Here is a 13462-nt window from a genome sequence, read left to right on the forward strand (position 1 = left end):
ATTTTTTATTTTCTTATTAAACTAAAATTTCCTGTTTTTTTGATAGATAATCCATTAATATCTATTAATGTAGCGCTAAACCAATAGGTATTAGAAGGTAGTTTTTTACCTTGGTAACTGCCATCCCAACCTTGACTGGTTTTGTCAATTTTATAAATTAATTTTCCAAATCTGTTATATATTGAAATATCTGATGAAGTAAAAAATAATGGATTGAACCCCTTAATATTCCAGACACTATGTGCTCCATTATGATCAGGGGTAAAAAACTTTGGATAGCCTAACATAGAAAATGCAAAGCTTTCAACACCACATCCACCAATATCTTTAATAAATAATGTATGAATTCCTGTTGATAAATTATCAAAGAAGGGATCTTTTTGATAGTCGCCAAACTCATCATCAATAGCAAATTCGTAATTACCACTTCCTAAATTTACTGTTTTTATTTTAATGGAATTATTGTCAGAATCGTCAGTAATAATTACATCAGCTGTATTTATGGTTGCCTTTTCTGAGTTTATAACTACGATGCTTCTTTCTGTAGATTCACAACCAGCTTCTGATATAGCGCTAACAGTATAATTGCCAGTTGAGTTTACATTTATACTTGCTGAATTGTCGGGTAAAAGTTCACCTTCTTTTTTCCATATATAATTATAATTTCCTTCAGCATTGGTAGTTTCTATAGCAACATTTCCAATATTTGTACATAAAACAATTGTATTTTTTAATAGGTTAAATGTTGGTGTTGTATTATTAACCTCGGCAATAACTTCTGTTCTTACTGAAGCATTACAGCTAGAATTATTCGCTTCAACAAAATAACTCGTAGTCTCAGATAAAGTTGGTGTTATAAAATTATTTCCAATAAAAACAGGTGTATTGCTTGTTTGTGATTCGTACCAATATACTTGACCATTAGAGGCTTGTGCACTTAAAGAAGCACTTCCAGAGCAAATTAAATCGCTTGTGGTAGTTAGTATTTTGGGTTTTTTAATCACGGTAATTGTTACTGGTGTTCTTGGTAAAGTAATGCAACCATTTACAGTTATTGTTGCATAATAAACAGTAGTTTCTGTAACATTATTTACTGTAAAACTATTTCCTCTAGCTAGTTCTGGTTGGGTTCCTGGATTAGGATTATCGTGCCATAAAATTTCTCCTTCACTAGGTATGGCTGTAATAGTCGCAGATTCAGTTTCACAAATAACTGCATTTTTTGTTGAGGTAATTTGAGGAATATAAATACTTGTACTAGCAACAATATTTAGTGGAGGGTCACTTGGAATTCCATATTCTACAATGTATCCTTTTGGAATGTATAATTCTGTTCCTCCCTGATTTGGTAGATCATTCCAAGCTCCACGAATTCCAATTGAAGGATCTGTGATGTGTGCATAATCTTCACCAGCAGGATCATTTTCTATAAAATCGTTAGGTTCATTATCATTCCAAAAGGCAAAACCACCATTTGGTGTGGTTCCATTTACCTCTCCATTCCAAAATACAGTGCCAGCCTCAGGTCCTGTTACCCATTTCCATTCACCTTCAGTTTCTGCATCACTACCTCCTATCCAACCAGCACCTGCAGCTTGTTTTCCAGCAAAATCTGCTTCTTCTTGGCTGGTTAATGTTGCTAAATATCCTTTTCTGCCAAAATAAGTTCTATTTTCCGCTGCAACTTTTGCATCACTCCAAGTGATGTTTTGTATATCAATAAATTCGTAAAAATGGTCTGTAGACGGTAAATAATTCGCATCACCAATACTTAAAGAAAATGTTTTGTCAATTGTTATATTATTTGCAGAAGTTGTAAAAACAACATCTTTTACTGCATTTTCTAAATCATCAAGTGGAATTTCTCCTCCATTAAAAACAGAAGTTAATGTCAATTTTCCTTCAGAAGCATTCCAAGAAGATTTTATAAAAGGATAATTTCCTGTTAATTCTAAATAATCAAAGTTAGCTTGGTATCCAGTAGAAATCTGTATATAAAAAGCGGCAATACTGTTGTCATCAGGATCCGTAATCGTAAAATCGGTAACAATATTAATGGGGCTACCTATGCAAAAAGCTTGTCTACCTACAGCAGTTATAGCTGGAGGTTCATCTGCCTGAGTATATGATTTTGAGGTAATTATTAAAAAAAGAAAACCGAATAATATAATTTTAAGTGCAATAGATTTATTCATTTTAATCCGTATCTTCTTTATGATTTCTTACATTTGTAACAAAGCACAAGTTAAGATATCATTATTAAAAAAAATATAAAATATGGTTAAAAATGTCGTTTCTACAGTTTGGAAAGAAAATATGCAGTTTGAATCTGACAACCCAAGTGGTTTGAATTTATTTATGGATGCAGGAGAAGAAAATGGAGGTAAGGGAGAAGGATTTAGGCCTAAAGCTCTTATGCTGTCTTCTTTAGCAGGTTGTTCTGGTTTAGATGTGGTAAGTCTGTTAAAAAAAATGCAAGCAGAAGTTGCCAATTTTAAAATTGAAGTTACTGCAGAATTAACAGAGGAACATCCAAAATTTTACAAAAAAGTAAAAGTAGATTATCATTTTACTGATGCTGAATTACAGCCCAAAAAGATACAAAAAGCAGTAAATTTATCAGTAACCAAATATTGTGGAGTTATGGAAATGTTTCGTCAATTTGCAGATGTTGATATAGAAATCCACTTGCATACTTTAGAGCAATAAATCAAAAAAAAACTATAAGCACCATTAAATAGCTATGAGATGGACCTTAAAACCCAAACCAGATAAAAGAAAAGTAGAAAAGTTAGCGAATGATTTACAGGTAGATACAAACATTGCTACAATATTGTGCCAACGTAATGTAGAAACGTTTGAGCAAGCCAAAAGCTTTTTTCGACCAAGTTTAAAAAATGTCTACAATCCCTTTTTAATGAAGGATATGGATGTTGCTGTTAATAGAATTGAGAAAGCACTAAACAATAAAGAAAACATTTTAATTTATGGTGATTATGATGTAGATGGCACTACAGCAGTTTCTTTAGTGTACTCGTATTTAAAAAACATTAAACCTCATATTGCAACGTATATTCCTGATAGATATAAAGAAGGATATGGGATTTCTTATGCAGGAATTGATTTTGCAGATGATAATGATTTTACACTAATCATTGCTTTAGATTGTGGAATTAAAGCTATCGATAAAGTTGCCTATGCTCAAAAAAAAGATATCGATTTTATTATCTGTGACCATCATAAACCAGGCGATAAAATTCCGGATGCTGTTGCTGTTTTAAATCCAAAGCGAAACGATTGTACATATCCTTTTGATGAGCTTTGTGGTTGTGGAGTTGGTTTCAAGTTGATTCAAGCTTTGGGTAAAAAACGCAATCAAACCATTCATGATCTTATACCTTATTTAGATTTAGTAGCAACTGCAATTGCTGCTGATATTGTGCCTATGGTTGATGAGAATAGAGTTTTAACTTATTTTGGTTTGCAAGTAATCAACCAAAAACCAAGAAACGGAATTAAAGCTATAATTCATCAAATCAATAAAAAAGAGCTTAATATTACGGATGTTGTTTTTATTATTGCTCCAAGAATCAATGCAGCAGGTAGAATGAAACATGGCAACTATGCTGTAGAATTATTAACAGAAATGGATCTTGAAGCCGCTATAGATTTTGCAGCTGCCATTGAAATATTTAATGCAGATCGTAAAGATTTAGATAAAAAAATAACAAACGAAGCATTAATTCAAATTACTGATAATCAAGAGGAAAGTGGCTTTACAACAGTTGTTTTGGATGAAAAGTGGCATAAAGGAGTTATAGGAATTGTAGCATCAAGACTAACAGAAACCTATTACAGGCCAACCTTAGTATTTACTAAAAGTGGCAATACATTAGCAGCATCTGCACGTTCTGTAAAAGGTTTTGATGTTTATAACGCTTTGCAAGAGTGTGCAGAGTTTATAGAACAGTTTGGTGGTCATAAATATGCAGCAGGTTTAACTATATTACCAGAAAATTACACGAAATTTAAAAACAAATTTGAGGAAGTAGTATCTAAAACAATTGATAAAGAGCTGCTAGTTCCAGAAATTTCAATTGATACTGAACTCGAGTTGTCAGAAATTACTCCTAAGTTTTTTAGAATTATTCAGCAGATGGCTCCTTTCGGACCACAAAACATGAAGCCAGTTTTTAAGTCAACTGGCGTTAGAGATAATGGTTTTGGTAAAAAAGTAGGCAAAGAACAAACCCACTTAAAATTAAATCTTTTTCAAGGAAATACCCAAAAAACATTCGGAGCAATAGGTTTTAATTTAGGGGATAAAATCAACGTTGTTCAAAACGATTTTGATATTGTTTATAATTTAGATGAAAACGAATGGAATGGTTTTAAATCTATTCAATTGGTTCTTAAAGATTTACAATAGTTACTTTCCTAAAGGCACAACAATGAGTCCAGAAAATTCTTCAGAAAATGTAAGTAACGCTTTATCTGCTTCTAACTTTGTTTTATAATTACCTACATGAACTTTCCAATCTGGTTTATCATAATCAAGTTTGGTATAAACCTCAGGAAAATCAAGTTGAAACTTTTTTAATATCGTTTTTGCTTCTGTTTCGCTTCCATAATAGATCTGCACTCTGTAGCCATATCCGTAAGATTCATTAAAAGCTCTTTTTTTCGCGATTAGCGACTTAATTTGAGGACTAGTTTTCGTATTATTCTGAGCATTAGTCATTATGGAATTCATAAACAGTATAACAAATAAAAAACTAAAAAAAATGATATTTTTCATAAAAAAAATTTTCACAAAAATAACGACTTTAGTTAAATTATATTGAGTCAATTACACTATTTAGAATTGATATAAATTAATATTTAAGATTCTTTTCCTTTTTCAAAATTTAGCAATATGTACTACTTTTGTTCAACCGTTCAAAAAACGTTTTTTTGAGCTATTTTATACACAATACTAAAAATAGTTTGTTAATATGAAAAGTGTAGCATTGCACAGTAAACTAATCAAAGCGCTTCTTAAGAGCTTTACCATTATTCTGTTTTTTGCATTTAATTTATCGTCTTACGCACAAGATGTAGATGAGGCGCGTCAAAAAGCAGGTAGAAAACTTTTCAAATCTCAATGTGCTTCTTGTCACAAATTAGATAGAAAATTGGTTGGGCCAGCTTTAGGTGGTGTAGAAGAGCGTAGAGAAAACGATTGGCTAAAAGCTTGGATTAAAAATAATGCAGAATTACGTGCTTCAGGTGATGCGGATGCTATCGCTATTTTTGAAGAGTACAATGGTTCTGTGATGTCAGCTTTTCCTCAGCTAGATGATCAGCAGATTGATGATATTTTATATTACACAACTGTTGGTGATCCAGTAAAGCAGGTGGCAGCTGATGCTGCAAGTGCTGATGTTGGTGGGGGTAATTCTGGTAATGCGCCTGAGTGGATTATTTATTTGTTAGCAGCTGCAATAGTTGTTGCTTTTTTAATGATAGCTAGTTTGCTGAAACAAGTAAATGAATTAAAAGGTAATAGTCAGCCAGGTGCTGGGGCTAACTTAAGACAGGATTTATCTGAACTTTGGGTTGGTTTAAAGAAAAATACTTTCTTACAAGTGTTAACAACAATTTTTATCTTATTGATGGGTGCTTATGTAGCATTTGGAATTTTATTTAAGGTTGGTGTTAATGAGGGTTATATGCCTTTACAGCCAATTGCATTTTCTCATAAAATTCATTCTGGTGAAAATAAAATCGAATGTCAATATTGCCACTCCTCTGCGAAGCATAGTAAGCATTCAGGAATTCCATCTGTAAATGTTTGTATGAATTGTCATAAAAATATAGCAGAAGTTGCTGAAGGTACACAGGTTGAGTGGAATGGTGTTACTTATGGTAAAGCAGAATTGGATAAAGAAATAGCTAAAGTATATGAGGCAGCTGGTTGGGATCCTGATGCGTTAGAATATACGGGTGAAGAGAAGCCAATTAAATGGATAAGAATACATAATTTGCCAGATTTCGTTTACTTTAATCACTCTCAACACAGGGTAGTGGGTGGTATCAAATGTCAAAAATGTCATGGACCTGTAGAAGAGTATGATGAAATGAGACAGTTTTCTCCGCTAACAATGGGTTGGTGTATCAACTGTCATAGAGAAACCAATGTAGATTTAAAAGGTAACGAGTATTATAAGAAAATTCACGACGAGTTGGCGAAAAAGTACAATGTGGAAAAAGTTACTATCGCTCAATTAGGTGGATTAGAGTGTGGTAAGTGCCACTATTAATTTAAGAAGAAAGATAGTTTGGTTTTAAAGTAATTTAAAGCAAATAACTAACAACTAATAACAAAAAAGTAAATGGCTTCAAACAAAAAATACTGGAAAAGTGTTGAGGAACTTAAAGATAGTTCTATTGTTGAAACGCTAAGTAAAAATGAATTTGTAGAAGAGATTCCAACAGACGATTTTTTAGGTGATAAAGAAACATTAGAAAAAACATCTACATCGCGTAGAGATTTCTTAAAATATGTTGGCTTTACCACTGCTGCAGCTTCTTTAGCGGCCTGTGAGGGTCCTGTTAGAAAGTCGATTCCTTACGTTGTAAAACCAAACGATATCATTGCAGGCGTAGCAGATTGGTACGCTACTTCAATGGCAGATGGTTACGATTTTGCAAATGTTTTAGTAAAAACTAGAGAGGGTCGTCCAATACAAATAATGCCAAATAAAGATGCAAACGGTACTACAACTGCAAGAGTTCAAGCGGCTATACTTTCTTTGTATGATGAAAAATTAAGGTTAAAAAAACCAAAAAAAGGCAGTGAAGAAATTTCTTGGGATGATGCTGATGCTCAAATAGGATCTAAATTAAAAGCATTAAAAGAAGCAAATAAACCAGTAGTCTTATTGACTGGAACAATGGCAAGCCCATCAGTTGATAAAATTATCGAAGATTTTATAGCAACTTACCCAAATACAAGGCATGTAGTATATGATGCGGTTTCAGAATCTGGTGCTGCAGATGCAATGTTAGCAATGTATGGTAAACGAACTTTGCCTAATTATCATTTAGACAAAGCAAAAACCATTGTTTCTTTCGGTGCAGACTTTTTAGGTGATTTTCACGGTGGATTTGAAAAGGCATACATCGCAGGTAGAAAGCCGGAAACGGGTCATATGTCTTACCATGTTCAGTTTGAAAGCAATATGTCTTTAACTGGTGCAAATTCTGATAAAAGAGTGGTTGTAAAACCTTCCGATCAAGTTTTTGCCTTGTTAAATTTATATAGTGCTATTACTGGTAATACAGTTTCTTCTAAATCAACGCCAGTTGATGCTGAAGTAAAAAAGATGGCGTCAGAATTAAAAAAATCGGGTTCTAAAGCAGTTGTTTTAACAGGATTAAATGATAAAAATGCGCAATTGGTTGCTTTTGCAATTAATGAAGCTTTAGAGAGTGAAATATTTGATACTTCAAATACAATCAATATACGTCAGGGCAATGATGCAGAAGTTGCTCAATTAGTTGCAGATATGAAAGCTGGTAAAGTTTCAGGATTAATTTCTTATAACGTAGATCCAGTATATACATTGCCAAATTCATCAGACTTTTCTGAAGGATTAAAGAAGTTAGAATTATCAGTTGCATTATCAACAGAAAACAACGCTACTGCAGATGCTTCTAATTATGCATTACCTGCTCCACATTTCTTAGAATCTTGGGGAGATACACAGTTCAATGCTGTTACTTATGGTTTAATGCAACCAACTATTCAGCCTTTATTTAATACACGTCAAATTCAAGATACGTTATTAAAATGGTCTGGTAGTTCTGTAAAATATTACGATTATTTAAAAACTTACGCTGCTGAAAATGTTTTAGGAGGCTCTTCTTGGAATACAGCTTTGCATAATGGATTTTTTACAACTGAATTAGTTGAAGAGGACGTTTTCGAAAGCTCAGTCTCAGTTGCAGATACTGCCAGTCAATTAGCAAGTTCGGCAAAAAAAGCCTCAGGTTTTGAATTAAATTTATACACTAAAACTGGTTTAGGTGATGGTAAACAAGCGAACAATCCTTGGTTACAAGAATTCCCTGATCCAATTACAAGAGCTTCTTGGGATAACTATTTAACTCTTTCTATAGCAGATGCTAAAGAATTAGGTTTCGAGAATCCTGTAAAAGACAATGGAGCCATTGATGGAGATTATGCTAAAGTAAGCGTCAATGGTAAAGAGGTTACTGTTCCAGTTATGATTCAACCAGGGCAAGCCAAAGGTTCTGTAGGTTTAGCTTTAGGTTATGGTAAAACTTTTGGTTTAAAAGAAGAAATGCAAGTTGGTGTTAATGCTTATCCTTTATATAAAGATGGTAATAACATTCAATACAATGTTGCAATAGAAAAAGTATCAGGCACTCATCAATTTGCTTGTACTCAAGTGCAAAAAACAATTGCTGGTCGTCATGATATTTTAAAAGTTGCTTCTTTAAAGGATTACAAAACTGTAGATCCTAAAGATCATCATCATGGATGGAATAAACCAGCCTATGTTTCTTACGATCATAATGAAGTAGAAGCAAATAGTATTAATATTTGGGATGAGCATAACAGAGAAATTGGTCATCACTTTAATTTATCAATAGATTTAACTTCTTGTACAGGTTGTGGTGCTTGTGTTGTTGCATGTCATGCAGAAAATAATGTACCAGTTGTTGGTAAAAATGAAGTTAGAGTTGGTAGAGATATGCACTGGCTGCGTATTGATAGATATTATTCTTCCGAAGTAGAAACTAGAGAAGAAGCAAAAGAATTAGGATTAAGCAGAGGTAAAATGTATGAAGCATTGGAAACTGAAGCAGAAAATCCTGAGGTAACTTTTCAACCTATGATGTGTCAGCACTGTAATCATGCTCCTTGTGAGACTGTTTGTCCAGTAGCAGCAACATCACATGGTCGTCAAGGACAAAACCAAATGGCATACAATAGATGTGTAGGTACAAGATATTGTGCAAACAACTGTCCATATAGAGTTCGTAGATTTAACTGGTTCAATTATGCAAATAATAGCGAGTTCGATTTTAATATGAATAATGAATATGGAAAAATGGTTTTAAATCCAGATGTTGTAGTTCGTTCTAGAGGAGTTATGGAAAAATGTTCTATGTGTATACAAATGACACAAGCAACAATTTTAAAAGCAAAAAGAGAAGGTAGAGCAGTTAATACTGATGAGTTTGAAACAGCTTGTTCATCAGCATGTACTACAGGAGCTTTAGTTTTTGGAGATGTAAACAATAAAGAAGATCAAGTTGCTACTTTAGCAGAAGATAAAAGGGCTTATAACGTACTAGATTATTTACAAACAAAACCAAATGTAATCTATCAAGTAAAAATTAAGAATACAAACGAAGCGTAATTTAAAATTAAGATATAAAATATGTCTCATTACGAAGCACCCATAAGGGAACCTTTAGTATTAGGTGATAAAAGTTACCACGATATCACCGAAGACATTGCTAAACCAATAGAAGGTAAAGCAAATAAAAATTGGTATATGGCATTTTATATTTCTTTAGCAGCAATGCTTTGGGGATTTGGATGTATCTTTTACACAGTTGGAACAGGTATTGGAGTTTGGGGATTAAGCAAGAACATTGGATGGGCTTGGGATATCACAAATTTTGTATGGTGGGTAGGTATTGGTCATGCAGGAACATTAATCTCTGCAGTACTTTTATTATTCCGTCAAAAATGGAGAATGGCCATAAACCGTTCTGCAGAAGCAATGACAATTTTTGCCGTTTTTCAAGCAGGGTTGTTCCCAATTATTCACATGGGACGTCCTTGGAATGGATATTGGGTATTACCAATTCCTAACCAGTTTGGATCTTTGTGGGTAAACTTTAACTCGCCTTTATTATGGGATGTATTTGCAATCTCTACTTATTTATCTGTATCGTTAGTTTTCTGGTGGACAGGTTTATTACCAGATTTTGCAATGATTCGTGATAGAGCAGTAAAACCTTTCCAAAAGAAAATATATGCATTATTAAGTTTTGGTTGGTCTGGTAGAGCTAAAGATTGGCAACGTTTCGAAGAAGTATCTTTGGTACTTGCAGGTTTAGCAACTCCATTAGTACTTTCTGTACACACAATTGTATCTATGGACTTTGCTACATCTATTAACCCAGGATGGCACTCAACTATTTTTCCACCTTATTTCGTAGCAGGAGCAATTTTTTCAGGATTTGCAATGGTACAAACCTTATTAGGTATCATGAGAAAGGTAACGAATATGGAAGAGTATATTACACGTTTACACGTAGAATATATGAATATTGTAATCATCTTAACAGGTGGTATTGTAGCTGTGGCCTATGCAACTGAGTTTTTTATAGCTTGGTATACAGGTTCTCCTTATGAAAACTACACATATTTATCTGTAGGTGCTGCAACAGGACCTTATGCATGGGCATTTTACTCATTATTATTCTTTAACATATTAACGCCTCAGTTATTATGGTTTAAGAAAATTAGAAGAAGTTTTATATGGTCTTTCATCATCTCAATATTTATCAATATTGGTATGTGGTTCGAGCGTTTCGATATTATTGCAATTGTATTAAGTAAAGGTCATTTACCATCAACTTGGTGGCGTTTTGAGCCAACTTTTGTAGATGTTGGTATCTTTATAGGAACAATAGGATTTTTCTTTGTATTATTCTTATTATATGCAAGAACATTCCCTGTTATCGCGCAAGCGGAAGTAAAAACAATATTAAAATCTTCTGGTGAGTTTTACAAGAAGAGAAGAGAACAAGGTATACCAACTAAACCAGCTATTAACGTAGTGGCAACAGAAGGTACATCTGATAAAAAAGATAAAGAATAATTATGGAATCATCAAAAGTTATTCACGCATTTTATAATGATGACGAGATTGTATTAGATGCAGTTAAGGCAGTTAAAGCTGATGGTCATCACATAGAAGAAGTATTTTGTCCATTTCCAGTACATGGTTTAGACAAAGCTATGGGGTTAGCACCTACAAAATTAGCTATTACTGCTTTCTTTTATGGTATTACTGGTTTGTCTGTTGCTATTTGGATGACAAATTATATGATGATTCAAGATTGGCCACAAGATATTGGTGGTAAGCCAAGTTTTTCCTGGGCTGAAAATATGCCAGCATTCGTGCCAATTATGTTTGAATTAACTGTATTTTTTGCAGCCCATTTAATGGTTATTACTTTCTATATGAGAAGTAGAATTTGGCCGTTTAAAAAAGCAGAAAATCCAGATCCAAGAACTACAGATGATCATTTTTTAATGGAAATACCTGTAGATAACAATGCAGATGAGTTAACTGCCCTGTTAACTAAAACAGGTGCTGTAGAAATTAATATTGTAGATAAGCACTAATCAATAGATAATGAAAAGTTTAAAATTACTTATTGCTTTGATCGTTATTACAAGCGTTATTTCTTGTAGTGATAAGAGAAGAACTCCTAGAGTAGAATATATGCCTGATATGTATGTATCTATTCCTTATGATGCAGATGATGCAGATGGTTTAAATGGGAATCCAGTAAATATACCACCAGTAGCAGGATCTATTCCAAGAGGAGGTCACCCAGCTTACGATATACCAGATACACCAGAAGGTTATGAAAAGGCAAGAACAGAATTAAAAAATCCATTAGATAAATCTGAGGAGAATTTGGCTAATGGTAAAGCGATGTACGAGATTTATTGTATTTCTTGTCATGGAAAAAAAGGAGACGGAAATGGATATTTATCTCAAGCAGAGAAGTTTGAAGGTATACCAAGTTATAAGGATAGAGATATAAATGCAGGTACTATTTATCATGTAATTATGCATGGTAAAAATCTGATGGGATCTCATTCATCTCAATTAACATATAACGAACGTTGGCAAATAATTCATTACGTAGAAAAATTACGTTCAGAATTATAAATAATTACAAAAAGATAGAATACTAAAGATATGTATCAATTCTCAGGTAAATTAAAAATATTCTCATTAGCATTAATTTTAATTGGTGTTTTAGGAATAACATTTAGTTTCTTTAACACTCCAACTATTGAGGACGCTAAAGAAGCAGTAGCACAGCACGCGGCACATGATAGTAATCATGAAGATTCTCATGGACAGGAAAATGTAACAGGTGTTATTAGTGATGATCATCACTCTAGTTCAGATGCGCATCATACAGATAATCATAATGAACCTGAGGCTCATGAAGCTGATCACGATGAACATTTAGAACATGTTTTACATCAATTACAAAACAGATCTTGGTCAGCGTTTTATGTAGCCTTATTCTTTTTCTTAGGGATATCATTATTGGTATTAGCCTTTTATGCTGCGCAAAGGGTGGCACAATCTGGTTGGTCAATAGTCCTTTTTAGGGTGATGGAGGCAATTTCAGCTAATTTAGTACCAACCTCTATTTTTATGTTGGTAATCATTATTTTGTCGGCAATGCATATCAATCACATTTTTCCGTGGATGGCAGAAGGTACTTTTGATCCAGCAAGTGATAATTATGATGCTATTGTTGATGGTAAATCATGGTGGATGAATGTGCCAGGTTGGACTATCAGAGGTATTGTTTATCTAGCATTATGGAATGCTTATAGATGGTTAATTAGAAAAAATTCTATTAAAGAAGATACTGCAAACGATGGAGGTAAATTATTTAAATTTAATTACAATTCTTCTGTAGTTTTTATCTTCATATTCATGATTACAGAATCAATGATGTCATGGGACTGGATTATGGGATTAGATCCTCATTGGTTTTCGACTTTGTTTGGTTGGTATGTTTTAGCAAGTTTGTTGGTCAGCGCATTAACAGTTATAGCATTTGTAACAATTTATTTAAGATCAAAGGGAGCATTACCTTCCGTGAACGACAGTCATATTCATGACTTAGCTAAATTTATGTTCGGCTTCTCAGTATTTTGGACATATTTATGGTTTGCTCAATTTATGCTGATATGGTATGCAAATATTCCAGAGGAAACAACTTACTTTGCGGCACGTTTTAATGAATATAAATTACCTTTTTTAGCAATGGTAGCTATGAATTTCATATTCCCAGTGTTATTATTGTTAAATAGTGACTTTAAAAGTATTCCATGGTTTGTTGTGATAGGGGGTATTGTTATTTTAGTAGGTCATTATGTAGATATTTTTATTATGGTTATGCCTGGTACAGTTGGAGCTCAGTGGGCTTTTGGAATACCAGAAATTAGTGCTTTATTATTTTTCCTTGGTATTTTTATTTATACTGTTTTTAGTGCATTTGCCAAGGCAAATCCTATACCTAAAGGCAATCCATTTTTAAAAGAAAGTGAACACTTCCACTATTATAATATTGAACATAGAGGAGAGGAATCAACTGACCATCATTAATA

At 33.2% G+C, this 13462-nt stretch carries 10 protein-coding genes; 8 read left to right on the forward strand and 2 right to left on the reverse strand.

Translation table 11 applies throughout. The features are described from left to right. Positions 1 to 5: 5 nt before the first annotated feature. The gene (locus ACW9UN_RS04135; RefSeq protein ID WP_459484146.1) at positions 6 to 2195 is read right to left on the reverse strand and encodes an Ig-like domain-containing protein; all 2190 of its coding nucleotides are present in this window, start codon (positions 2193 to 2195) and stop codon (positions 6 to 8) included. An 82-nt stretch (positions 2196 to 2277) separates the two neighbouring features. Here ACW9UN_RS04135 and ACW9UN_RS04140 point away from each other — a divergent pair, with 82 nt between their 5' ends. Next, positions 2278 to 2709: an OsmC family protein gene (locus ACW9UN_RS04140; RefSeq protein WP_459484149.1), complete on the forward strand. Its 432-nt coding sequence runs from the start codon at positions 2278 to 2280 to the stop codon at positions 2707 to 2709. A 34-nt stretch (positions 2710 to 2743) separates the two neighbouring features. Continuing rightward, positions 2744 to 4429, forward strand: a complete 1686-nt coding sequence (recJ, locus tag ACW9UN_RS04145) for a single-stranded-DNA-specific exonuclease RecJ (protein WP_459484151.1) — start codon at positions 2744 to 2746, stop codon at positions 4427 to 4429. Here the strand turns inward: recJ and ACW9UN_RS04150 are convergent, their stop codons facing one another. Further along, a complete protein-coding gene (locus tag ACW9UN_RS04150; protein WP_459484153.1) occupies positions 4430 to 4798 on the reverse strand; it encodes an SPOR domain-containing protein in 369 nt (122 codons plus the stop codon). A 196-nt stretch (positions 4799 to 4994) separates the two neighbouring features. Between ACW9UN_RS04150 and ACW9UN_RS04155 the strand changes: the two genes are divergently transcribed. The 6 genes from ACW9UN_RS04155 to ACW9UN_RS04180 all read left to right on the forward strand — a co-directional run bounded on the left by ACW9UN_RS04155 (position 4995) and on the right by ACW9UN_RS04180 (position 13460). Further along, on the forward strand, positions 4995 to 6302 hold the full coding sequence (locus ACW9UN_RS04155) for a c-type cytochrome (protein ID WP_459484154.1): 1308 nt from the start codon (positions 4995 to 4997) through the stop codon (positions 6300 to 6302). A gap of 72 nt (positions 6303 to 6374) precedes the next feature. Then, positions 6375 to 9434, forward strand: a complete 3060-nt coding sequence (locus ACW9UN_RS04160; RefSeq protein WP_459484156.1) for a TAT-variant-translocated molybdopterin oxidoreductase — start codon at positions 6375 to 6377, stop codon at positions 9432 to 9434. A 21-nt stretch (positions 9435 to 9455) separates the two neighbouring features. Continuing rightward, complete coding sequence (nrfD, locus tag ACW9UN_RS04165; protein WP_159949173.1) at positions 9456 to 10910, forward strand: NrfD/PsrC family molybdoenzyme membrane anchor subunit; 1455 nt, start codon at positions 9456 to 9458, stop codon at positions 10908 to 10910. Positions 10911 to 10912: 2 nt separating this feature from the next. After that, complete coding sequence (locus ACW9UN_RS04170) at positions 10913 to 11440, forward strand: DUF3341 domain-containing protein (RefSeq protein ID WP_459484160.1); 528 nt, start codon at positions 10913 to 10915, stop codon at positions 11438 to 11440. A 10-nt stretch (positions 11441 to 11450) separates the two neighbouring features. After that, positions 11451 to 11996: a c-type cytochrome gene (locus ACW9UN_RS04175; protein WP_459484162.1), complete on the forward strand. Its 546-nt coding sequence runs from the start codon at positions 11451 to 11453 to the stop codon at positions 11994 to 11996. 30 nt (positions 11997 to 12026) lie between these two features. Continuing rightward, positions 12027 to 13460: a quinol:cytochrome C oxidoreductase gene (locus tag ACW9UN_RS04180; RefSeq protein ID WP_459484164.1), complete on the forward strand. Its 1434-nt coding sequence runs from the start codon at positions 12027 to 12029 to the stop codon at positions 13458 to 13460. The last annotated feature ends 2 nt before the right edge of the window (positions 13461 to 13462 follow it).

This window comes from Polaribacter litoreus, assembly GCF_054584775.1.